This is a genomic window from Luteibacter sp. Sphag1AF (genome assembly GCF_014192715.1).
Classification (GTDB): Bacteria; Pseudomonadota; Gammaproteobacteria; order Xanthomonadales; family Rhodanobacteraceae; genus Luteibacter.
The window spans coordinates 94034-115987 of the sequence record NZ_JACHYH010000001.1 but is presented as its reverse complement, the minus strand read 5'-3'; the positions used below and the strand labels follow the sequence as shown (position 1 = coordinate 115987).

At 64.1% G+C, this 21954-nt stretch carries 26 protein-coding genes; 11 read left to right on the top strand and 15 right to left on the bottom strand.

What is annotated here, in order from left to right:
- Positions 1 to 32: 32 nt before the first annotated feature.
- Together FHW69_RS00545 and FHW69_RS00540 are read right to left on the bottom strand one after the other, a co-directional pair.
- The gene (locus FHW69_RS00545) at positions 33 to 935 is read right to left on the bottom strand and encodes a 5'-3' exonuclease H3TH domain-containing protein (protein WP_183421054.1); all 903 of its coding nucleotides are present in this window, start codon (positions 933 to 935) and stop codon (positions 33 to 35) included.
- Entirely contained in the window at positions 923 to 1495 is a 573-nt protein-coding gene (locus FHW69_RS00540) for a nitroreductase (protein WP_183421053.1), read from the bottom strand. Before FHW69_RS00540 ends, FHW69_RS00545 begins: the two co-directional genes overlap by 13 nt.
- Before the next feature lie 85 nt (positions 1496 to 1580).
- Between FHW69_RS00540 and FHW69_RS00535 the strand changes: the two genes are divergently transcribed.
- Positions 1581 to 2690, top strand: coding sequence for an NAD(P) transhydrogenase subunit alpha (locus FHW69_RS00535; RefSeq protein WP_183421052.1), 1110 nt, complete (start codon positions 1581 to 1583; stop codon positions 2688 to 2690).
- Between the two features lie 76 nt (positions 2691 to 2766).
- Here FHW69_RS00535 and FHW69_RS00530 read toward each other — a convergent pair whose 3' ends face one another.
- The 3 genes from FHW69_RS00530 to FHW69_RS00520 are packed head-to-tail and all read right to left on the bottom strand — an operon-like array spanning position 2767 to position 4342.
- On the bottom strand, positions 2767 to 3387 hold the full coding sequence (locus FHW69_RS00530) for a DUF3106 domain-containing protein (RefSeq protein WP_183421051.1): 621 nt from the start codon (positions 3385 to 3387) through the stop codon (positions 2767 to 2769).
- Positions 3388 to 3392: 5 nt separating this feature from the next.
- Positions 3393 to 3764, bottom strand: a complete 372-nt coding sequence (locus FHW69_RS00525) for a hypothetical protein (RefSeq protein ID WP_183421050.1) — start codon at positions 3762 to 3764, stop codon at positions 3393 to 3395.
- Positions 3761 to 4342 carry an RNA polymerase sigma factor gene (locus FHW69_RS00520; protein WP_183421049.1) on the bottom strand — a complete coding sequence of 194 codons (582 nt, stop codon included), beginning with the start codon at positions 4340 to 4342 and terminating at the stop codon, positions 3761 to 3763. Before FHW69_RS00520 ends, FHW69_RS00525 begins: the two co-directional genes overlap by 4 nt.
- 134 nt (positions 4343 to 4476) lie before the next feature.
- Here FHW69_RS00520 and FHW69_RS00515 point away from each other — a divergent pair, with 134 nt between their 5' ends.
- The gene (locus FHW69_RS00515; RefSeq protein ID WP_183421048.1) at positions 4477 to 4770 is read left to right on the top strand and encodes an NAD(P) transhydrogenase subunit alpha; all 294 of its coding nucleotides are present in this window, start codon (positions 4477 to 4479) and stop codon (positions 4768 to 4770) included.
- Positions 4767 to 6200 (top strand): NAD(P)(+) transhydrogenase (Re/Si-specific) subunit beta, encoded by a 1434-nt coding sequence (locus FHW69_RS00510; protein WP_183421047.1) that lies wholly within the window; start codon positions 4767 to 4769, stop codon positions 6198 to 6200. Before FHW69_RS00515 ends, FHW69_RS00510 begins: the two co-directional genes overlap by 4 nt.
- On the opposite strand, the gene FHW69_RS00505 is transcribed toward FHW69_RS00510, so the two are convergent.
- Positions 6172 to 6621, bottom strand: coding sequence for a hypothetical protein (locus FHW69_RS00505; RefSeq protein ID WP_183421046.1), 450 nt, complete (start codon positions 6619 to 6621; stop codon positions 6172 to 6174). The two genes, FHW69_RS00510 and FHW69_RS00505, sit on opposite strands and share 29 nt — an antisense overlap.
- Before the next feature lie 193 nt (positions 6622 to 6814).
- Between FHW69_RS00505 and sufT the strand changes: the two genes are divergently transcribed.
- From sufT to FHW69_RS00490, 3 genes are all read left to right on the top strand, one after another.
- The gene (gene sufT, locus FHW69_RS00500; RefSeq protein WP_183421045.1) at positions 6815 to 7372 is read left to right on the top strand and encodes a putative Fe-S cluster assembly protein SufT; all 558 of its coding nucleotides are present in this window, start codon (positions 6815 to 6817) and stop codon (positions 7370 to 7372) included.
- 306 nt (positions 7373 to 7678) lie between these two features.
- Positions 7679 to 9523 (top strand): M4 family metallopeptidase, encoded by a 1845-nt coding sequence (locus FHW69_RS00495; protein WP_183421044.1) that lies wholly within the window; start codon positions 7679 to 7681, stop codon positions 9521 to 9523.
- 226 nt (positions 9524 to 9749) lie between these two features.
- Entirely contained in the window at positions 9750 to 11087 is a 1338-nt protein-coding gene (locus FHW69_RS00490; RefSeq protein WP_183421043.1) for a S8 family peptidase, read from the top strand.
- Positions 11088 to 11090: 3 nt separating this feature from the next.
- Here the strand turns inward: FHW69_RS00490 and FHW69_RS00485 are convergent, their stop codons facing one another.
- The 4 genes from FHW69_RS00485 to wrbA all read right to left on the bottom strand — a co-directional run bounded on the left by FHW69_RS00485 (position 11091) and on the right by wrbA (position 14341).
- Positions 11091 to 11576: an asparaginase domain-containing protein gene (locus tag FHW69_RS00485; RefSeq protein ID WP_183421042.1), complete on the bottom strand. Its 486-nt coding sequence runs from the start codon at positions 11574 to 11576 to the stop codon at positions 11091 to 11093.
- 49 nt (positions 11577 to 11625) lie between these two features.
- Positions 11626 to 13320, bottom strand: a complete 1695-nt coding sequence (locus FHW69_RS00480; RefSeq protein ID WP_183421041.1) for an acyl-CoA dehydrogenase family protein — start codon at positions 13318 to 13320, stop codon at positions 11626 to 11628.
- An 80-nt stretch (positions 13321 to 13400) separates the two neighbouring features.
- The gene (locus FHW69_RS00475; RefSeq protein ID WP_183421040.1) at positions 13401 to 13742 is read right to left on the bottom strand and encodes a DUF2069 domain-containing protein; all 342 of its coding nucleotides are present in this window, start codon (positions 13740 to 13742) and stop codon (positions 13401 to 13403) included.
- Positions 13739 to 14341 (bottom strand): NAD(P)H:quinone oxidoreductase, encoded by a 603-nt coding sequence (gene wrbA / locus FHW69_RS00470; protein WP_183421039.1) that lies wholly within the window; start codon positions 14339 to 14341, stop codon positions 13739 to 13741. Before wrbA ends, FHW69_RS00475 begins: the two co-directional genes overlap by 4 nt.
- Positions 14342 to 14474: 133 nt before the next feature.
- Here wrbA and FHW69_RS00465 point away from each other — a divergent pair, with 133 nt between their 5' ends.
- Genes FHW69_RS00465 through FHW69_RS00455 form a run of 3 tightly spaced genes read left to right on the top strand, consistent with a single transcriptional unit; the run spans position 14475 to position 16482 of the window.
- A complete protein-coding gene (locus FHW69_RS00465) occupies positions 14475 to 15743 on the top strand; it encodes a YihY family inner membrane protein (protein ID WP_183421038.1) in 1269 nt (422 codons plus the stop codon).
- Positions 15740 to 16210 carry a TlpA disulfide reductase family protein gene (locus FHW69_RS00460; RefSeq protein ID WP_183421037.1) on the top strand — a complete coding sequence of 157 codons (471 nt, stop codon included), beginning with the start codon at positions 15740 to 15742 and terminating at the stop codon, positions 16208 to 16210. Before FHW69_RS00465 ends, FHW69_RS00460 begins: the two co-directional genes overlap by 4 nt.
- Before the next feature lie 2 nt (positions 16211 to 16212).
- On the top strand, positions 16213 to 16482 hold the full coding sequence (locus tag FHW69_RS00455; RefSeq protein WP_183421036.1) for an acylphosphatase: 270 nt from the start codon (positions 16213 to 16215) through the stop codon (positions 16480 to 16482).
- 1 nt (position 16483) lies between these two features.
- Here FHW69_RS00455 and FHW69_RS00450 read toward each other — a convergent pair whose 3' ends face one another.
- Both FHW69_RS00450 and FHW69_RS00445 read right to left on the bottom strand, forming a co-directional pair.
- A complete protein-coding gene (locus FHW69_RS00450) occupies positions 16484 to 16933 on the bottom strand; it encodes a copper chaperone PCu(A)C (RefSeq protein WP_183421035.1) in 450 nt (149 codons plus the stop codon).
- Entirely contained in the window at positions 16930 to 17535 is a 606-nt protein-coding gene (locus tag FHW69_RS00445; RefSeq protein WP_183421034.1) for an SCO family protein, read from the bottom strand. The genes FHW69_RS00450 and FHW69_RS00445 overlap by 4 nt, the downstream gene beginning before the upstream one ends.
- Before the next feature lie 80 nt (positions 17536 to 17615).
- Between FHW69_RS00445 and FHW69_RS00440 the strand changes: the two genes are divergently transcribed.
- Positions 17616 to 17993, top strand: a complete 378-nt coding sequence (locus tag FHW69_RS00440) for a DUF423 domain-containing protein (protein ID WP_183421033.1) — start codon at positions 17616 to 17618, stop codon at positions 17991 to 17993.
- Positions 17994 to 18005: 12 nt separating this feature from the next.
- Here the strand turns inward: FHW69_RS00440 and FHW69_RS00435 are convergent, their stop codons facing one another.
- From FHW69_RS00435 to FHW69_RS00425, 3 genes are all read right to left on the bottom strand, one after another.
- Positions 18006 to 18185: an Arc family DNA binding domain-containing protein gene (locus FHW69_RS00435; RefSeq protein WP_183421032.1), complete on the bottom strand. Its 180-nt coding sequence runs from the start codon at positions 18183 to 18185 to the stop codon at positions 18006 to 18008.
- Positions 18186 to 18194: 9 nt separating this feature from the next.
- Positions 18195 to 19061: an SPFH domain-containing protein gene (locus tag FHW69_RS00430; RefSeq protein ID WP_183421031.1), complete on the bottom strand. Its 867-nt coding sequence runs from the start codon at positions 19059 to 19061 to the stop codon at positions 18195 to 18197.
- A 68-nt stretch (positions 19062 to 19129) separates the two neighbouring features.
- On the bottom strand, positions 19130 to 20620 hold the full coding sequence (locus tag FHW69_RS00425; RefSeq protein WP_183421030.1) for a transglutaminase-like domain-containing protein: 1491 nt from the start codon (positions 20618 to 20620) through the stop codon (positions 19130 to 19132).
- 121 nt (positions 20621 to 20741) lie between these two features.
- Between FHW69_RS00425 and purT the strand changes: the two genes are divergently transcribed.
- Positions 20742 to 21923 carry a formate-dependent phosphoribosylglycinamide formyltransferase gene (gene purT, locus FHW69_RS00420; protein WP_183421029.1) on the top strand — a complete coding sequence of 394 codons (1182 nt, stop codon included), beginning with the start codon at positions 20742 to 20744 and terminating at the stop codon, positions 21921 to 21923.
- The last annotated feature ends 31 nt before the right edge of the window (positions 21924 to 21954 follow it).

The following is a 21954-nucleotide window of genomic DNA, read 5'->3' as shown; positions in this document are numbered from 1 at the left end:
GACTTGCGCGAGGGCGGGAACCCCGGGTTCGCTCATATCAGTGCGCGCAGGCGTGAACGGGTCAGCGGACCAAAGCGCAGGCGGTCACACAGTTCGTCCAGCGTGGAGGCTTCACCGCGACGACGGCTGAGCGCATCGGCCGTTTCCGCCACGGCGATGTCCAGCGCAATGCGGGTCAGGCGGCGACACAGGCGCGCCTGGTCGGCATGTTCGCGCAGGCGCACGGCACACGCGGCAGCGCCACGCATGCGCAGGAACGGCACTTCATCAATGCGTTCAAGCAAGGTGTCCAGGTCGCCGAAATGGGCAAGGAGGGCAGCAGCGGTTTTCGCGCCGACGCCAGGCACGCCCGGGATGTTGTCTACGGCATCGCCACACAATGCGAGATAGTCGGCGACCTGGTGGGGGTGCACGCCCATTCGCTCAAACACGCCTGCGGCGCCCCAGCGCGTTCCCCGGGCAAAGTCCCACTGCTCATCGTGCTCGCCCAGGAGCTGGCCGAAATCCTTGTCCGCCGACACGATGACGCCCCGGAAGCCGTGCGCCTTCAGACCCCAGAGGGCGCTGCCGATCAGGTCGTCGGCCTCGTACTGGTGATCGTTCAGCACCGTCAGGCCCAGCGCCGCCGAGATGTCGCGACACAGCGCGAACTGTCGCACCAGTTGTGGGGGCGGCAGTTCGCGGTTGGCCTTGTAGGCCGGGTAGATGGCGTTGCGGAACGACGTGGTCAGCGAGGCATCGAAAGCGACGGCGATGTGCTCGGCGCGGCTGCGTTCCAATAGTTCACACAGGAAACGGGTAAAGCCATGCACCGCGTTGACCGGCTCGCCATCCGCGTCGTGGAATTCGTCGGGCATGGAATGCCACGCGCGGAAGACATAGAGACTTCCGTCAACCAGGTGGACTACCGGGGAAGCGTCGTTCACGGCGTCCATTCGCTGAGGTGGTCGGCGAGGGCGGGGCGGTCGCGGTCGGGTGTGTCGATGGTCGGCGTGCCGATATGGATGAAACCCACCACATGCTCGTTATCGGCAAGACGAAGCAGCGATGCCACGTCGCGGTCGTACGTTGCCCAGCCGGTGAGCCACTGGGCGCCAAAGCCCAGCGACTGTGCAGCAAGCAGCGTGTTGTAGGCCACGCAGCCCGCGGTGAGGTTCTGTTCGAACTCCGGCACTTTGCTGTCGTGGTGGATATGCGCCACCACCACCAGTACCAGCGGCGCGAAGTCGTAGCGGTGGCGCTCCTTCTCCTGCTTGGACGGCGGCAGGTCGGGATTTTTCGCCATCACCAGTTCAGCGAGCTTCGCGCCGAAGGTGAGTTTGGCATCGCCACGCAGGGTCAGGATGCGGAACGGCGCGAGCTTGCCGTGGTCCGGCACGCGCAGCGAGGCTTCCAGCATTCGAGCGAGCGTGGCTGCATCGGGCGCGGGCTCGCCCAGTTGCCGGGACGGGACCGAATGACGGGTATTGAGAAGGTGCAGGGCGTCGATAGTCATTGGCCCAGTGTAGCTCGGGTGGGGCCGCGCCCTCGAACCTGCGGGCGCGCTACCATGGCCGGAATGGCCTTGAGGAGCGGATGGTATGCCGATCACCGTAGGTGCGATGCGCGAAACCGCTAAGGGCGAGCGCCGTGTGGCTGTGACCCCGGAGACAGCACGCAAGTTGCTGGCACGTGGCATCCAGGTGATGGTCGAGCACGACGCCGGACGCGAAGCGGGTTTCACCGATGATGCCTACGAGGCAGCGGGAGCGACGCTGGCCGATGCCGAGGCCGTTGCGGCCGGATCAGACGTTCTTTTCTGCGTACAGCTCCCGTCAGCCACGCGCCTGAAACCCTTGCGCCGGGGTGTGGCCGTAGTCGGGCAATTGCGGCCGCATCAGTCCGGGGCCACGCTCGAAGCGCTGGCAGCGCGAGGCATTCATGCTTTTGCGCTGGAAAGCCTGCCCCGTACTACGCGGGCGCAGGCCATGGATGTGCAGAGTTCGCAGGCAGCCGTGGCCGGCTATCGCGCGATGCTGATCGCTGCCGAATCGGCGCCACTGTTTTTTCCGATGCTGACCACGGCGGCGGGCACCATCCGGCCGGCACGTGTGCTGGTCATTGGCGCGGGTGTCGCCGGCTTGCAGGCGATTGCGACAGCAAGGCGTCTCGGCGCGCAGGTGGAAGGTTTCGATGTGCGGCCTGAAACACGAGAACAGATTGAATCGCTGGGCGCGAAGTTTCTCGACCTGGGCGTGCATGCCTCAGGCAGTGGAGGTTACGCACGTGAGCTTTCTGCCGAGGAAAGAGCAGCGCAACAAGCTGCGCTGGGCGAACGGCTGAAGGTATTCGATGTGGTCGTCACGACGGCCGCCGTGCCGGGACGCCGCGCGCCGGTGATCGTGACCAAGGCCATGCTGGAGGGGATGAAAGCCGGTGCCCTCATCGTCGATCTGGCAGCTGAGAGCGGCGGCAATTGCGAGGCGACACAGCCGGGCCAGCGGGTAGTTGCAGGCGGCGTGACGGTGCTTGGTCCAGTTGATCTTGCGGCAGGGGCGCCGCTGCATGCGTCCGAGATGTTTGCACGCAATCTGCTGGCTTTCAGCGAACTGCTGATCCGCGAGGATTCGCTGGTGCTGGATGGCACCGATGATCTGCTGGCGGCCACCTGGGTCAATCGTGTGGACGAGCGCCAACCTCAACTGATCTGACTGGCCTTGATGGAGATTCCTGCGCGTCTGCGCAGGCGCGGGACAAAAAAACAGCGCTTTCGCGCTGTTCTTTTTATCAACCTTCCGGCGGTGGCGGGGGGCCGTGATCCCCCGGGCCGAAGCCCGGGCCATGGCCACCCGGAGGCGGACCACCCGGCGGCGGGCCATCGGGCGGAGGTGGCAGGACGCCGTTGGGGCCGAGGTTGTCGATCCACTTGCGGCGGTCTTCCGGCGAGAGCGTTTCCCACTTGTGCATCAGCGCATCGCGCTTGTCGGCCGGCAACTTGCGGAAGCGGTCGAATGCGGCATGCAGCTGATCGCGCTGCTGCGGCGTGAGCTCGTTGAACTTGCGCATGTTGCGGCGCGCTTCGTCCTTTTCCTCCGGCGTCATTTTCTGCCAGCGCGCAATGCGCTCACGGATCTGCGTACGCTTGTCCTCTGGCAGGGTTACCCAGCGCGTGGCCCGCTCAACCATGCGCTGCTGGCGCTGCGGCGGATAGCTGTCCCATTCGGTCGCCAGCGGCGACAGGATGTCGCGCTGTTCGGGTGTGAGTGAGTTCCACGGGCGCGGCGGCGGCGGTGGGCCGCGCTCGCCCGGAGGCGGCGACGGAGGCGGGCCCATCTGGGCCAGCGCCAGTGTCGGCACCGAGGCGGCCACAAGCAGCGCCAGCACGGCAGCAAAACGGAAATTGCGCATGTTCATCATCGTGTGGGCGAGGCCGAACCCTGGTTGGATGCCAGCCATCCGTAGAAATCCAGGTCCTGATAAAGCGCCGGGTCGGCGCTGTCCGCATCGGGCGGCAGATCGCTGTCGGCTTCTGCTGATTGCATGACCTGAGTGGGCGCGGCAGGGCTGCTCTGGCGCGGCTGCCAGACGATAAGCGACGCAAGCGCCAGCATGGCAAACGCGCCCGCAGGCAGCAGCATGCGGCGGGCAGCATGGGAGACCGGCTTTTCGAGCGCAGTGCGGCGGGCCGCACGCAGCCGCCCGGCAATCACCGGATCGACCTCGTTGCTTGCGCGCAGATAAAGCTCGCGGGCCCGGCGCTGGATGTCTTCGTCACGATGGCTCATCGCCATGCCTCCAATTGATCGCGCAGCGTATGCATTGCGCGCGAAAGATGGGTTTTCACACTTCCGTCCGAGCAGCCCATGGCTGCCGCGGTTTCCGCCACGTCCAGGCCTTCCATGACCCGCAGCATGAAGGCCTCGCGTTGCCGGCGTGGCAACCGGCGAACCGCCTGCGCGATGTCCTGATAGGCCTGGGCGTCCTGCAACCGGGCTGAGGGGTCCGGACCTTCGTCCGCGGGCTCCCAGCTGGGCAATTCGTCACCGTCGTCGTCCTTGCCACCGCCAAGCCAGCCGACCACGATCGAGCGCACCTTGCGGCGACGCTGCAGATCAACGATGCGGCGGCGCAGGATGCCCCAGAACAGCGGTGTCCATTCCTCGGCCGGTTTGTCGCCGTAATGCCGGACCAGACGCAACATCGCATCCTGGACCGCGTCCATGGCGTCTTCGCGGTTGCCGAGATTCAGCTCAGCCATGCGCCAGGCGCGACGTTCCACCTGAGCAAGGAAAGCGTCCATGCTTCGGGGTACCTCGCGCACAGCCTCCAGCAAGGTGCTGTCGAGAGCGACTCCGGCGTTCATGGGCCCGGGGTCCGCCTTGTCCGGTTGCGCATCCTCATGCTCCATACAGCTTGAACTCTCCGGTTAACGCGGTGTGGACCCAACCGTTGACGTATGATCGGGCGGAAACCGGACACAGGCTACGGGGAGTAGGCATGCTCGACGGGTTCCTGGCGTTGTACATCTTCATGCTGGCGGCATTTACGGGTTATGAAGTCATCGCGCGTGTGCCGGTGATTCTCCATACCCCGCTCATGTCCGGTTCCAACTTCATCCACGGCATCGTGGTAATCGGGGCGATGATAGCGCTGGGACGGGCCGAATCGACGCTGGAGATCGCCATCGGCTTTGTGGCGGTGCTTCTGGGCGCCGGTAACGCCGTTGGCGGCTATGTCGTCACCGGGCGGATGCTGGACATGTTCCGCGCCAGCCGGACGCCCCGTTCATGACGGGCTGGCTGACGTCCGTCATCCAGGTCTGCTATTTCGCTGCTGCGTTCCTCTTCATCCTCGGGCTCAAGCGCATGAGCTCGCCCCGCACCGCGCGGGGCGGGATCGGCTGGGCCGGGGTGGGCATGCTGCTGGCGGTGGTGGCCACGCTGTTCCTGCCGGGCCTGAAACACCGGGAACTGATGATTCTGGCACTGGTGCTGGGCACGCTGGCCGCATGGTGGTCGGCACGCCGGGTGGCCATGACGGCCATGCCCGAGATGGTGGCGCTGTACAACGGCATGGGTGGCGGGGCGGCGGCGGCCATCGGTGGCGCGCAGCTTTATGGCTACAGCTCCCATGTGGTGCAGCTGCTGGGCGGCGGCACCTATGCGGTAGCAGGCTACGAAGCGCCGTCCACCTCGCATCTGGCACTGGCCCTGCTGGGAGCGCTGATCGGCGCGGTGAGCTTCAGCGGTTCCCTGGTCGCCTTTGGCAAATTGCAGGGCTGGCTGGACCGGCGTTTCGTGTTTGCCGGCCAGCGGGCCGTCAACGGGGTGCTGCTGGTGGTGACGGTGGCCCTGGGCATCTGGCTGACCACCGGCCACCTGGATACCGCCTCCATCACGATCTTCTTCGCGCTGGCCCTGTTGCTGGGCATCGCCATGACGATGCCCATCGGGGGCGCCGACATGCCCGTGGTGATCTCCCTGTACAACGCGCTGACGGGGCTGGCCGTGGCCTTCGAGGGTTTCGTGCTGGGCAACGAGGCCATGATCATCGCCGGCACCGTGGTGGGGGCGGCAGGCACGCTGCTGACCCAGTTGATGGCCCGCGCGATGAATCGCTCGCTGGGCAACGTGTTGTTTGGCAACTTCGGGGCGTCCGGACAGCCGGGACAGGCCATCGCGGGTGCGCAAAAGCCCATTGATGCGCCGGATGTGGCCGTGATGATGGCGTACGCCGAACGCGTGGTGATCGTGCCGGGCTATGGCCTCGCTGTGGCGCAGGCGCAGCACAAGGTGTGGGAGCTGGCCCAGTTGCTGATCGCTCGGGGCGTGAAAGTGCGCTTCGCGATCCATCCGGTGGCTGGCCGCATGCCGGGGCACATGAATGTGTTGCTGGCCGAGGCCGGCGTGCCTTACGACCTCATCGCCGACATGGAAGACATCAATCCTGAATTCCCGTCCGTGGACGTGGCGCTGGTGATCGGCGCGAACGACGTGGTGAATCCCGTGGCCCGTACGGACCCGTCTTCACCGGTATACGGCATGCCCATTCTTGATGTGGACGCCGCTCATCAGGTGGTGGTGATCAAGCGCGGGAAGGGTACGGGCTTTGCCGGCATCGAGAATGCGCTGTTCTACGCGGACAACGCACGGATGCTCTACGGCGACGGCCAGGCGGCCGTGTCGGCGCTGATCAGCGCGACGAAGGCGCTCGACGCCTGAGGGGCCACGCCACGAAGGCGGACAGAAGGGCGCCGGCGGCATACCAGGCCAGTTCCTGCGCCCCGACGCCCAGCCACGCCAGTTCCAGCAGCATGTGAGCGCCGGCGTCGGATAACGCGTCGCCGAAGCCCATGCCCATGGATGCGGCGATCATCGCGGCGGACACGAGGCACGCCGTGTAGACGCAGGCGACCAGGGTGGCGATAGCCGCCACGACAGCGCCATACAGGCCCGAAGCGCGCAGCCAGCGGCGCACGACCACACCCAGCACCCAGCCCGCAGGCAGCGCGAGCAACGGCAGTGCGCGTCCGTAGAACATGGACGGCAGCATCCAGATGGCGCCCACGGCAAGGCCGAACATGACGGCGCACAGGACGGTGAACAGTTGGCCCGCAAGGGCGCGCAGACGATCAGACGGCATCGGTAGCCTTCAGGAGGGCTGGCACGGTCGTGGGAACCCTGTGGGCGAAAAACGGGGATCATAACCCGGCTGGCTCGCGGGCGCCTTCCCGCGTCTTGAGAAGCGCCATTACGCCCAAACCTTAGCGGTATCGCCCGATGGGCGGCATAATGAACGACTTTGCGGCCGTAAGCGGCCCCATCTCAGGACAGGCATGAGCGGTTTCAGTCTCAGCAGCGAGCCCTTCACACTGGAGCGCGACTGCCAGGCGGTCATGGTGCCCCAGGGTGAAACAGTCACGCTGCCCGCAGGGCAGATTGGCTACATCACCCAAGCATTGGGCGGCAGCTTCACCGTATATGTGGAAGGCAATCTTTTCCGTATCGCAGGCAACGATGCCGATGCACTTGGCAAGGAACCGCCGCGTCCGATCGAACTGGCCGAAGGGGCAAGCGACGACGACGTGGAGAAACTGGTGTGGCAGCAACTGCGCACGTGTTTCGATCCGGAAATTCCCATCAACGTGGTTGAGCTCGGTCTTGTGTACGACGTGAGTCTTGAGCGCGGCGATGATGGCGCGCGCAAGGCATACGTGAAAATGACGCTCACCGCGCCCGGTTGCGGCATGGGCGACATTCTTGTGGATGACGTGCGCACGAAGCTCGAACTCATTCCCACAGTGAACGAAGCCGATGTGGATCTCGTGTTCGATCCACCGTGGAATCATTCCATGATGTCCGATGCCGCGAAGCTCGAAACAGGCATGCTCTGACGCATCGCATGGCAACCCTAGGGTAATCCCTAGGTAGTTCCCCTCTGGCTGTTGCGCTAGTTTCTGTCCCCGACGACCGGTTGGGAGGCTGGCGCGTCGATTCCGGTTACGTGGGACCGTCGTTCCGCGTTCATCATTTTCATGTCCATGTTGTTCCTCTACGGATGCAGGAGGAGAGAACGACGCCCGGACGGATACGGAATCGCAAGGCAAACATACTGCCGCGCCATGCGCGGTTCATACGTTTGGATGTGGTCCGACCGGCCGCAGGGGCCGTGCCGTGCCCATCCTCTGGAGGAGGACGTAATGGCAAGTCATGTTCGCTTGAAATTGCTTGTGGCTGCATTGGGGCTTACTGCCACCACGATCGCGACCGCCGCGACCGAACAGCACCTGCAGGCGCAGTCGCTGGGTGTTACCCCGACCAATCAGCTGGTCACGCGTCTTGGCCTCAGCGCCGACAACGCATTCGTTGCAAAAGCCGCTCTGCCGACCGTGCGTGGCACGCAGACGGTGCGCATGCAGCAGACGTTCAAGGGCGTTCCCGTCTTCGGTCGCGACATCGCGGTTGAACAGGATGCGCAGGGAAATGCCCTGGTTGCCTCGGGCGTCGTCGCCCAGGACCTCGGTGTTGATCTGGCATCGGTAACGCCGAAGATCACGGGTGCAGCAGCGCTGGCCGTCCTTCAGCGCCAGTCGCGTTCGCTGGTGGCGGGCTCTGCCCCCATCTCGAACAGCAAGGCTGATCTGTACGTGTATCCGGTGGAAGGTGGCGCGGCACGTCTGGTCTACCTGACCTCGTACGTGTCCGGCGGCGATCAGCCGTCGCGTCCCACCGCGATCATCGACGCCAACACCGGCGAAGTGATCCAGCAATGGGAAGGTCTGACCACCGCTGACTACAGCGCCACGGGTCCGGGCGGTAACCAGAAGGTGGGCCAGTACACGTACACCGGCACCACCGGTTCGCATCCTTATCTTGCCGTGACGCAGTCGGGCACGTCCTGCACGGCGTCCAATGCCAATGTCAAAACCTACAACCTGAACCAGGGAACGGGTGCCGGCACGCTCTACTCATTCACCTGTACCGCCGGTAGCGCCACGGGCGTGACGGGCAGCGTCAGCGATGCCATCAACGGCGCTTACTCGCCGATCAACGATGCGCATCACTTCGGTGGTGTGGTGCATGACATGTATGTGTCTTACATGGGCGCGCCGCCGTTGAACCAGGTGCTGCTGATGAAGGTGCACTACAGCAAGAACTACGAAAACGCCTACTGGGATGGCACCCAGATGACCTTCGGCGACGGTGCCAGCACGTTCTATCCGCTGGTGGCCCTCGACGTGACCGGTCATGAAATCAGCCATGGTTACACCGAGCAGCATTCCAACCTCACCTACAGCGGCCAGTCCGGCGGCATGAATGAGGCGTTCTCGGACATGGCTGGCGAGGCGGTGAAATACTTTGACCGTGGCACCAACGACTTCCTGGTTGGCTCGGACATCTTCAAGGGCACCGGCGCACTGCGCTACATGTGTAACCCGACCCAGGATGGTGCCTCGATCGACAATGCTGCGAACTACACCAGCAGCCTGGACGTCCATTACTCCAGCGGCGTGTACAACAAGGCGTTCTGCCTGCTGGCCAAGACCTCTGGCTGGGATACGGCCAAGGCGTTCAAGGCTTTCGCCCGCGCGAATGCCGTGTACTGGACCGCTTCCAGCACGTTCAACTCCGGCGCGTGCGGCGTTGAAAGTGCCGCCGTGGACCTTGGCTACACCAAGGCAGATGTCACCGCAGCGTTCACTGGCGTCGGTGTCAGCTGCTCGGGTGGCACCGGCGGCAGCACGGCTCTGACCAACGGTACGGCCGTCACTGGCCTTTCCGGCAGCGCCAGCCAGGAACTTAACTACACCGTCGTGGTTCCGGCCGGCAAGACCCTGGTCATCAAAATGTCCGGTGGCACCGGCGACGCTGACCTGTATGTGAAGTTCGGCTCCGCGCCGACCACGTCCAGCTACGGCTGCCGTCCGTACCTGTCGGGCAATGCCGAGACCTGCACGTTCACGGGCACCTCGGCCGGCACGTACTACATCAAGGTTCGCGGCTATTCCGCGTTCAGCGGTGTGTCGCTGCTCGCTACCTGGTAATACTTGGCGTTGAGTGAGAAGAGAGCCCGGGCGGAGCCGCCCGGGCTTTTTTTCGCCTGTTGACGTCGGTGCCGCGCGTCGCAGATATCGCTCGCGGGCCGTCCGCTCGTTGAGTTCGCCCGCTGGTTTCTTCTGCGCAACTACTACGCATAGCGACGCCAAACACTCATCACCAGCAACCGCCGATATCTTCAGCATGTCCGTTCCCCAACTCAAAGGAATGGTCATGTCGACTCGTCTGTTTGCAGGATGTCTGCTGTTTGTCGCGATGGGTGCGCAGGCTGCCGCGCCATCGTCGCCCCGTCGCGTCATTGTTCATTTCGAGAACGACGCCATGGCGCGCCATGCCAGGGCCGACAGCTCCCGTGCGTTTTCCACCGGCTCGCGGCGAGGTGTAACACACGTGCGCTCACTGGCGGCGGGTGGCGAAGTGTTCGAACTTGAGCCGGGCATGACGATGGAGTCCGTCGCCCACGGGCGGGGCGTGGTGGATGTGGAAGAAGACATCTACATGCAGGCGCTTCGCGTCACCGATCCGTTGTGGAAAAAACAATGGTCACTGCATGACGCGAAGGTTGGCATGGATGTCGAAGTGGCATGGAAGCGTACGAAGGGAGAAGGTACCGTCGTGGCAGTGCTGGACACCGGCATCGTGCCGCATCCGGACCTGGACAGTCAGCGATTGCCCGGCTACGACTTCATCAGTGAAGCGACGGATGCACGCGACGGCGATGGACGTGATGCTGACCCTGCCGATGAAGGCGACTGGAACGAAGCGGGGCAATGTGGGGCCAGATCGTTTATTCCTTCGTCCTGGCATGGCTCGCACGTGGCCGGCATCGCTGTGGGGCGGCAGGGCAACGGGCAGGGAATTGCGGGCGTTGCACCGGAGGCAAAAGTGTTGCCTGTCCGCGTGCTGGGCGCGTGTGGCGGCGCTACCTCCGATATCGCCGACGCCATCGTGTGGGCCTCGGGCGGAAAAGTGAAAGGCGTGCCGCTCAACCCGCATCGCGCCGACGTCATCAACCTGAGCCTCGGCTCGCTGTCATCGTGCGGCCGTGCCTTTTCGCGGGCCATATCGAAGGCGCGTGCCAACGGTAGCGTCGTTGTGGTGGCAGCGGGCAATTCGTCGGTGAACGTGAATTACGCGTCGCCCGCGAATTGCCCCGGCGTGGTCGCCGTGGCGGCGCTGGGACGCAAAGGCGATGTGGCCGGATATTCCAACTTTGGCAAAGGCGTGACGTTGTCGGCTCCAGGCGGGTCCAACAATGGGGCGAAAGAAAACAACGTGGTGTCGTCGGTGGATGCCGGTGAGCGGGGGCGCGAGCGTGCGGGCTTCAGCTACTACGCAGGTACGTCGATGGCAGCACCGCACGTGGCAGGGTTGGTGGCGCTGATGCGCGCGGTGGACCCGGCGATCTCGGTAGATGCCGTAATGCAACAGCTGATGGACAACGCCCGGCCGCTGCCGGGACGCTGTACGGGTGGCTGCGGCGCCGGACTTGCCGATGCCGGAGCCACGGTGGATGCGGTGTCTGAAGACCGCTCGCTGCGTGTGCGCTGAACGTCAGACCGCTTCGAAGCGGTTGGCGTCGCGATTCTTGCGGACTTTCGACGGGTCCCACACACGGCCGTTCATGGCGATGTAGACGCCTTCTTCCAGCGTCTGCACCGCGCCAACGGCGCATCCAATGTTGAAGACGGCGTCCGAACCCTGGAAACGTGCGGGGTTCAGGGCGCCGGTCAGCACGATGACCTTGCCCGGGATGCCCATGAGCACCTGCGCGGTTTCCACCATCGTGTCGGTGCCATGGGTAATCAGCACATGCGAGGTCGGCTGCGCTTCGATGGTGCTGCGGATCAGCGCACGGTCTTCCGCCGTGACGTGGAGGCTGTCCTTGCGCAGGATGGGAATCACGTCGAATCGGAACGCGACGCCAAGCTGCGTCAGGATGTCGCCAATCTGCGGGGCGCCGATCTGGTAGTCCGACTTGTCGTCGAAGTAGACCTTGTCGATGGTGCCGCCAGTGGTGATGATCGTGAGCTGCTGCATGATGGCCTGGGAGTGCGGGAAGGCAAGCGGGCAGTTTACCTCAAACCGGTCAGGCTCCCTGGAAGCTGCGGTGAGTGCCCGTGGAAGGTTCCGGGCTGCTGGCCAGATCAGCTGCCAGCATGACATCGTCGGAGCGCTCATGGACCACCAGGCGATCCAGCCCCAATCCCAGGAATCGGCGGAATGCGGCGGCCGGTCGCGGGTCGCCGTGGCTGCTGGCCCAGTGCGCCGCGTGAGCGAGCAAGGCGGCGGCCATCACCCGTGACAGCGTGATGGCGATGCCCCGGGCGCATGCCTCCAGCCCGGCGCGGTCATTTTGCAGCGACGTGAGCAGGCGCTCGGCGTTGATGAAGGTTTCGTCGATGGCCACGCGCTCGTGTCCGCTGTGGCCTGCCAGCAACTGGTCCAGTGCCTCGCGCATCGGTTGCAGTCCCGCCGGGCCGAAGGCACGCAGCGTGTCCAGTGACAGCACGTTGGTCGTGCCTTCCCAGATGGCATAAACCTGCGCGTCGCGAAGCAACTGCGGCAGCCCCGTGTCTTCGATATAACCCGCGCCGCCAAAGCACTCGATGGCCTCGGAGGTGATGCGGATGGCCATCTTGCCGGTCCACAGCTTGGCCATCGGCGTCAGCAGGCGCAGCAGCGCCGGCTCATGGGCCGCCGCCATGCCTTGTTCCACACGGTCCAGCAATTCGACCACGAAAAAGGTGAGGGCGAACGATGCTTCGAATTCGGCCTGCATGTCGGCCAGGGTGCGTGCGTGCAGGGGCTGGTCGATCAGGCGCGAGCCGAAGACGCTGCGCCGGCCCGCGTAGTCGCGTGCCAGCGAGATGGCACGCGCCATGCTGGCAATGGCACACACCGCGTTCCACGTACGGGTGACATTGAGCATCGGGGTGATCTGCCGCACGCCGTGATCCAGCGCGCCTACCGGCGTGGCCGGTACGCCGTCCAGATGGATTTCGGCGGTGGGCAGCTCGCGTGTGCCGAGCTTGTGCTTCAGGCGGTCGATCGTCACGCCCTGCCAGGCACCCTGGGCGTCTTTGGTTTCCACATAGAACAACGCCAGCGCGGAGGTGCCGCCGCCTGCGCCGTCCGGGCGAGCCAGCGCGAGCGCGGCTTCGCCCACAACGGCCGAGCTGAACCATTTGCGTCCGTAGAGGCGCCACTGGCCGTGCTCGTCCATGCGCGCGGTGGTTTCCGTACGGCCAACGTCCGAGCCCCCCGGGGTTTCCGTCATCCATTGGCCGGAGAGCCAGAAATTGCCTGCCTCCGCGCTGAGAAAGTGTGGCAGTGCGCGGCTGGTGAGTTCGCGATTGCCTGACGCCTTCAGCGCCGTGGCAGCGCCGTCGGTCATGGCAAGCGGGCAGGTGTAGAACTCGCTGGCCACGTGATAGAGGTACACGCGGGCGAACTGCTCGATGCGCGCATAAGGCGAATCGGCATGTCCACTGGAAAGCACACGGTGTGTGGTTGTGATGTGCGGACCTTCTTCCCATGCCGGAGTCAGCGCGATGCGGTCGACGCGGCGACCCCATGCGTCCCACTGGGTAAGCTCTGGCTCGCGGCGCGGCGTGAGTTCGCGACGTCGCCATGCCATCACGGCGTAATCGCTCAGCGCATCCAGGTCCGGCTCCAGTGCGTCGAAGCGGTCGCCGGGCAACGCACGTCCGAGAAAGGCGTGGAGCACGCGGTCATTGCGGTACGGGTGGGCGAGTTTCGGGGCGTCCTGCAGAAAACTCATGGGGTTCTCCATCGCATCGTCGTGGCAGACGCCAAGGGTGCGCCAACTCGCCCGGCCGCGTCCATGCTGCGGTGCACGGTTCAACGACGCCGCTGGACGCCCGCTCCCAATGTGCCGATAAGGAGCAGCGTGACGACCACTTCGGTGATGGCCAGCCAGCGATCATGAGGTGAACTCCATGTCTCTGACACGCCGTGGCAGAAGTAGAAAAGCGCCAGCGTGCCCACCCACAACAGCGCCCGCGTGACGTTCGGCAGTGCAAGCAGGGGCAGCAGCAGGGGAATGACCGTGACGGCCAGTACCAGCGCGGGCGACACGGTCACGGGCGGATAAAGCCACGCGTACCAGACCACCTGCACAAGCAGCAGCGCCGCCCAGGCAAGCAGGCCCACGCGCTGGGTGCGCGTCAATGTGGATGTCATGCGGGCGTGCCGAGGCGCCGTGCGATATCGGCCAGGCGTTTGCCCAGAGCCCTCGCCAGTTCCCGTTCGTGATCGCTGATGCCGTTGTCGCCACGCGGGCCCGCCACGTGGCTGGCGCCATAGGGTGACCCGCCGGTCAATGTGCTGGTCAGAGCCGGTTCCGTATACGGCAGGCCAACGAGCAGCATGCCGTGATGTAGCAGCGGCAGCGCCATCGACAGCAGGGTGGCCTCCTGGCCGCCGTGCATCGTGCTGGTGGATGTGAAGACGCAGGCTGGCTTGCCTGCCAGCGCGCCCGATGCCCATTCGGCGCCGGTGGTGTCAAGGAAATGCTTCAGCGGCGCAGCCATGTTGCCGAAGCGGGTGGGGCTGCCCATGGCAACGCCCACGCACTCGGTCAGGTCCTGGCGGGTGACATACGGCGCGCCGTCTTCGGGCTCGGGCGGCTGCGCGACTTCGGTCACCGGCGCCACCGGAGGCACCTGGCGCAGACGGGCCGACATGCCGGGCACTTCACCCACGCCACGCGCAATCAGACGGGCCAGCTGGGCTGTGTGGCCGGTTCGGCTGTAATACAGAACAAGGATCTCGTGGGACATGGGCCGTTTGGGTGCGCGCTGAACAATGCGCTAGTCTCGCAGAAGTTGGGATGCTCTGGACATGCTGCGCCGGTGTCGTCGCCGTCGCGTGCATCCTCAATGGCAGGTGCTCACGTTAAAGATAAGGATCGACATGGCGTTGCGCTTCAATCGCGATCGCGTGCTGAGTTTCACGCGCTTCACCTGGCTTCGCTTTCTCGACGACAAGTGCTTCGAGACAGCCGGCGCGCTGTCGTACACGACGCTGGTGTCGCTGGTTCCGCTGACCGTGGCAGTGTTTGCCATCCTGTCGGCCTTCCCCGTGTTCGCCGAATGGCGTGGCAGCCTGGCCAATTACGCCTTTGAGAACTTCGTGCCCGCTGCGGGCCTGAAGGTGCAGGAATACATGCTGGCCTTTGCCGACAAGGCCAGCCAGCTTACGGGCATCAGTATTCTGGTGATGCTGTTCAGTGCCATCACGATGATGATAAGCATCGAGGATCGCCTCAACCGCATCTGGCGCGTGCGCAAAGCGCGTGGATGGACGTCCCGCCTGTTGCTGTATTGGGCAGCGTTGACGCTCGGTCCCATTCTCGTGGTGGGTGGCCTCGTGCTGAGTTCTTACATCACGGCGTTTCCCATGGTGAACGAGGCGGCCAGCCAGTTTGGTTTGCCGCGTCTGCTCAACGTGCTGCCGTTTGTCATTACCTTCGTGACGCTGGGGTTGATGTACACGATGATCCCCAATCGGGGGGTGCCGTACGGGCATGCCGCCATTGGCGCGCTGCTGGGTGCCATCCTGTTTGAAATCGCCCGCTGGGGTTTCACACTGTTCGTGCGCAACGCGCCCACGTATCAGGAAATCTACGGCGCGCTTGCGGCCATTCCAATCTTTCTGCTGTGGATCTATCTGTCCTGGATCATCGTGATTCTGGGCGCGTCGATTGCCGCATCCATTTCCGCGTTCGAGTACGTGGTGCCGCATGAGTCGCTGCCCGAAGGCGCCGAATTCCTTGGCTTGCTGGTGGTGTTGCAACACTTCGTGCAGGCCCAGCGCGCGGGCGACAGCGTGGACCCGGCAACTGTCCGTCTACGCGAGCCGTATCTGCAATCGAACGCGATTGCCGCCTATTTTGAAGACCTGCAACGCGCGGACATGATTCAGCGCGGTGAGGCAGGTGGCTGGTTGCTGTCGCGCAGTCTGGACAGTACCGAATTGCTGCGGCTGTACCGTTGCACGCAATATCGCCTGCCTCTGCATCCGCGCGAACAGATCAATGCACTGGGCATCACGCTTCCCCCCGATCTGCTGACGCTGCTCGATTCGCTGGCGCAAGCGCTTGACGCTACGCTCAGTGCGCGTCTTGATGACCTCTTTCCCCCGGGTATCGATCCCGTGATTCAAAAGGATTCCGCCGCATGACTCTCCGCTTGTTTGCCCTGGGTGCGCTCGCACTCGCCACGTTTCCTGCCATGTCGGCCGATCCGGTCAAGCCTGCGCTGAAAGTGACCACGGTCACCGGCAAGACCTTTGACCTGGCCGCGCAGCGCGGCCATTGGGTCATCGTGAATTACTGGGCTACCTGGTGCGTGCCATGCATTGCCGAAATGCCGGACATTTCGGCGTTTGTTGCCAGCCATCCGAACGTGAAGGCTATCGGTCTGGCCTTCGAGGACACGGAAAAGAAAGACGTGCTTGCCTTCCTGGACAAACACAAGGTCGTGTATCCCATCGCGCAGATTGATCCCACGGAGCCGCCGAAGGACTTTGGCATGCCGCGTGGGTTGCCCACCACTTATCTGATTGCGCCGGATGGCCACATCGCGGAGCACTTCGTGGGTCCGGTCACCGAAAAGAAACTGGGCGATGCCATCGCCCGAGGTCAGTAACCATGAACGCCGTACGTTTTCTGGTGCGAGGTCAGGTGCAGGGCGTGTTCTTTCGCGCATCGGCGCGCGAGGAAGCACTACGGCTGAAGGTCACCGGCCATGCGCGCAATCTGGCCGATGGCAGCGTGGAAGTGGTGGCTTACGGCGATTCCACGGCTATCGACCACCTTGAGGCGTGGCTGCACGAAGGTCCGGTGCAGGCGCAGGTGGAGGAGCTGTATCGCGAAGACATCGACGCCGGCGAGGTGCCGGCATCGTTCATCATCCGGTAGCTCAGTCGGTCAGGCTGAAGGCGTTGGCCGGGCGGGCGGTGAAGTCCACCGGCAGCACGCTTCCATCGGCAAGCTGGAAGTTGACCACCACGTGGTCGCCGACCTTCACGGGTTTCTTTGCGTCCATCAGCATCACGTGATAACCGCCCGGCGCAAAGGTGGTGACGGCATTGGGTGGAAGGTCTACTTCGTCAAGCATTTCCATGCGGCCCATGCCGCCTTCCGTGCTGCTGCGATGAAACATCGTATGGCCGTAGAAGGCGCTTTGCGCGCCCACGATTTTCACGGTGTGATCGCTCGTGTTCTTCAGCTCGACATAACCGCCTGCGGGCAAGTTGCCGGGCAGGACGCGAACCCATCCTTTGGTGGCCTGAACTGACTGGGCGTCGTTGGCATGCGCGGCAGTGCAAAGAGCGAGGCCGGCAAGTACGGCGAAAAAGCGGGTCTTCATGACTTGGCTCCGAGTCCGATGAGCAGATGCAGGTCGTGGACGATATCGTCCTGGGCGGCCGACGGCGTGGCCAGCAGGCGAGCCTTGCCGTCGCGGTCGAAAATGTAGATGGCAGAACTGTGGCTCACGTCATACGCGCCATTGCCGCGATCCGGCTCGCGGGTAAAGGCCGAGCGATAGCGCTTCGCCAGTGCTTCGGTATCGCTGTCCGAGCCCACCAGGCCTACGGCGTGCTTGTCGAATGCGTTGACGTACGCGTGCATGATTTCCGGCGTGTCCCGCTTCGGGTCCACGGTGACAAACAGGATGCGCGTGTCGTCGGCCAGCGGGCCCAGCCGCTGAAGCACCACGTGCAACTGGGTGAGCGTGAGCGGGCACACGTCCGGGCAATGGGTGTAGCCGAAATACATCAGCACTACCTTGCCGCGATAGTCGGCACCGGTGACCGGTTTGCCTTCATCGTTGGTCAGTCGGAAGTCCAGGTCGGGGAGATGCCCGCCAACGTCGGTGAGCCTCCACGCGGGCTGCGGTTCACGCTGGCAGCCAGCCAGAGCCAGCACCAGGGTGAGCAGGGCCATGAGGCCGATGCGTGACAACTTCATGCGACACTCCTTCAGGTAACCGCCGAAGGATACGACACCCGTGTATCTGTCAGGCATCACTGTGCAAAAGGAAACGTGGCATGCGACAACCTGTCAGCGGCGGCCTGGCCGCACTCATCGCCCTTCTGGGTGGCAGCGCAGTGATCGCGGGCGCGTTTGGTGCGCATGCGTTGCGGGGAAGCCTTGATGACGCGCACCTGGCTATCTGGAAAACCGGCGTCGATTACCACTTCTGGCACTCGCTGGCGTTGCTTGGCGCCGTGGTGGGCGCCTCGGCCACCCGCGCGCGACACGTTGCCGTGGTGCTGTTCACGGCGGGTATTGTGCTGTTTTCGGGAAGTCTTTACGCGCTGGCGCTTGGCGCACCCCGTTTCCTGGGCATCATCACGCCCGTGGGTGGCGTCGCCTTCGTTGCCGGCTGGATCGCGCTGGCACTGGCGTTGCGTCGACGCGACTGACCGCCCGAGCGGTCAGTCGGTGGGGTCGTCCGGCTTGTCTGCCTTGAGGCGGCCAGCTTTGCGCAGCGCATCGCGGAGCACGTATTCGATCTGCGCGTTAAGACTGCGCAGCTCGTCTTCGGACCAGCGCTGCATCGCTTCCAGAACGCTGCCGTTGATGCGCAGCGGATAGGCTTTTTTGTCGTTGGCCACGTAACGTCGTCAGTTGTAGAGGGAGCCGGCGTTGACCACGGGCTGGGTCGACCGGTCGCCGCAAAGGACGACCAGCAGGTTCGACACCATGGCCGCCTTGCGCTCTTCGTCCAGCTCCACCACGCCCTGCGCGCGCAGCTGATCCAGTGCCATGGCTACCATGCCCACGGCGCCTTCGACGATGCGCTCACGGGCGGCAACGATGGCATTGGCCTGTTGACGCTGAAGCATGGCCTGGGCAATTTCCTGGGCATAAGCCAGGTGGCTGATGCGTGCCTCGATCACCTGCACGCCTGCCTTGATGAGGCGTGCTTCAATCTCGTCACGCAGATGACCATTGACGATGTCGCCATGGCTGCGCAGCGACGGCTTGCTGTCGTCATGGGCGTCGTATGAATAGCTTTGTGCCATCTGGCGCAACGCCGACTCGCTCTGGATCTGCACGAAGTTCTCGTAGTTGTCGACGCAGAAGATGGCCTCGGCGGTGTCCACCACCTGCCACACCACAATGGCCGCAATTTCGATGGGGTTGCCGTCAGCGTCGTTGACCTTGAGCTTGCTGCTTTCAAAGTTGCGCACGCGCAGGCTGATGGGCGCGCGGCTGTAGAACGGGTTGGTCCAGCGCAGGCCTTCGATACGCGCGGTACCCGCATATTTGCCGAACAGCTGCATGACCTGACCCTGGTTGGGCTGCACCTGAAACAGTCCCTTGGACAGGAAGCCTGCAATCAGAAACAGGGCAATGCCCAGGAAGAAGGTGGGGGAGGCGTTGTGAGCGCCGCCGGTCGCAATCTGGAAGCCGCCGAAAACAACACACACCAGCAATACCAGCAACACGGGTATGCCGGGCAAGGAAAAAGCCGAACGCTCGTTCATGGTGTGATCCCCTCCAAAGGTGAGCAAAGTAGATATCAGATTGATATCTACTTCAAGTGCTCCCCGTGTTACTCCCTGCCGCCCCCGCCGCCGGGGGCCATGGCGGGGGTAGGGCCGGGCATGTCAGTGAGGTCGGACCCGGGAAGGATCTTGTCGATCCGGATCTTGCCAAGCACGTTCATGGCCGCGAAGAAGCGCCACGGGTCGCCGCTGCCAGTGGCAAAGGCGATGTGGGTGGAGTCGTAGCGGCGCAGGGCCGAGTCGAAGCTGACCCAGGATTTGCCCAGCCATACCTGCACCCACGCATGGGGCACGAACACGCGGGACAGCCCGCCGAAGCGGTCGGCATACACGATGCCGGTGACGACGCGGGTGGGAATGCCCTCGGAACGGGCGAGCGCGGCCAGCAGCACGGCGTGTTCGGTGCAGTCGCCACGACGCGTGTGCAGCGTTTCCAGCGCCGATGCGTAGCCAACGTCCAGACCTTTCTCTTCGATGTATCCGGACACGAAAGTGCGCAGCCGACGTATGCGCTGAACGTCGTTGGTTGCGCCCGCCGTCGCATTTTTCGCGGCAGCAATGATTTCCGGCGAGTCCGATTGCACCCACGGATTGGGCGCGGTGTCCTCGGGGAGCGGGCCGACCTGCGCGTTGCCGCCCGCAAACCCCACGTCGAGCTGCCAGCGCCCATCGCCAAGGCTGGAGGCATGCTGCTCGTCGGTATCCATGAACGGTTTTTCCGCACCACCTTTCACGTAGATGAAATAGCGCAGGGGTTCACTGCGCAGGTTCTGCGGAAGCAGGCGTGGGGATTGGGTCATGGCTGCGCGCAGCAGGTCCACGTCCTGATCGGGCGCCATCGCGCATGTTTCGGTGCACGCCACCATTTCCAGGCGGAAGCCCAGCAAGGGTGAGATGCCGCGACGAATGTGTCCGGCGTCATCCAGCCAGAGGTCCAGCACCCGATCCGGGTCCCGTTCCTGGGCGAGGCTCTGGCGCAGGTGGTGCAGCCGTTCCTGGCCACTGGGCATGTCCACCAGTTCGTCGCCCACCACCGTGACCTTGACGTCGGCCACCTGCTGGCGAATGGGGTCGAACGTGCGGATGCGGTAGGTGGTGCCAGGTTTGAATCCATGACGAACCAGTGCCAGTCGCTGCCCCTCCGCAAGCAGGGCCTCGGTGGGCCAGATCAGGAGGCTGACCCGCGATTGGCCAGCCACGGTGTTGGATACCTGGAACGACCCGTCATCCCGTCGATGGCCATCGGCCCGGTTGATCTGGGTGGACATGCCGCTCTGCGCTGCAAAGGACAGCGGCGCACCTGTGGCGTCTTCCACGCTGCGTATTTCGGTGTGCAGCTCCAGCGGCGTGCTGATGCGGGTCAGCCGGAAGTCCAGCGTCTGCGTCGTGGTGACCGACGCGTCGGTGATGTCGCGGTCGATGGTCAGGTGGCCGACCTTGCGACCATCCATGAGCACGGCCAGCCACGTGCGGTCAGCGCGCGACAGGGCGGGAAGCAGGCACAGCAATACAGCGACAGCAGCGGTACTGAATCGCATGGCGCCACATCCAGGTGGGTTGGGGACACTTGCATGACACCACGTTTACAAATCGAGTCAAGTCCCCGGTATGCCCCGGCGGGAGGGGCTAGAATTGCCCCATTCTTCCCGGAGCTACCTCATGAAGCCGTTTGGCACGCCACATTCCGACAACGCCCTTCGCGTCCTTCTTCTGGGCTCGGGCGAACTGGGCAAGGAAGTGGCCATTGAGCTGCAACGCTTCGCCATCGAAGTGATCGCCGTTGACCGTTACGCCGACGCTCCCGCGATGCAGGTTGCTCATCGCAGCCACGTGATCGACATGCTGGATGGTGCACAACTGCGTGCCGTGATCGAGTCGGAGAAGCCGGATCTGGTAGTGCCCGAAATCGAGGCCATCCACACTCCCACGCTCATCGACATGGAGAAAGAAGGCCTGCGCGTCATCCCCACGGCGAAGGCGGCATGGCTCACGATGGATCGCGAAGGCATCCGCCGCCTTGCAGCGGAGGAACTGAATCTGCCGACCTCGCCGTATCGCTTCTGTGACACGCGCGAGGAATTCCTGGATGCCGTCGCATCGCTTGGCACACCCTGCGTCGTGAAGCCGGTGATGAGTTCGTCGGGCAAGGGGCAGAGTGTGATTCGCACACCGGATGCTGCCGATGCCGCGTGGGACTATGCGCAGGCCGGCGGTCGCGCTGGTCGCGGTCGGGTCATCGTCGAAGGCTTTATTGATTTCGATTACGAAATCACGCTGTTGACCGTGCGCCATCGCGATGGCGTGTCGTTCTGCGCGCCCATCGGGCATCGTCAGGAAGATGGCGATTACCGCGAGTCCTGGCAGCCGCAGCCCATGAGTGATCGGGCACGCGCAGAAGCCGAGCGTCAGGCCGATGCCATCACGGCCGCGCTGGGTGGCTGGGGCGTGTTCGGTGTGGAGTTCTTTGTGCGCGGCGACGAGGTCATTTTTTCCGAAGTCAGTCCGCGTCCGCATGACACCGGTCTGGTCACGCTGATCTCGCAGGACCTGTCTGAATTCGCACTGCATGCGCGCGCGATTCTCGGCCTGCCCATCCCCGTCATTCACCTGTTTTCGCCGTCGGCATCGTGTGCCGTACTGGTGGAAGGTGAAGGCAGGGCGCCCACCTATCACGGCGTAGCCGAAGCACTGGCCGAATCGGACACCATGCTGCGCATCTTCGGCAAGCCGGAAGTCAAGGGACGCCGGCGCATGGCGGTAACCCTGGCCCGCGCCGACGATGTGGATACGGCGCTGGCGAAAGCCAGGCGTGCGGCAAGCCACATCCGCGTACAGCTCTGAATCGCAGCGACACCTCTCCCCACGCCTGCCT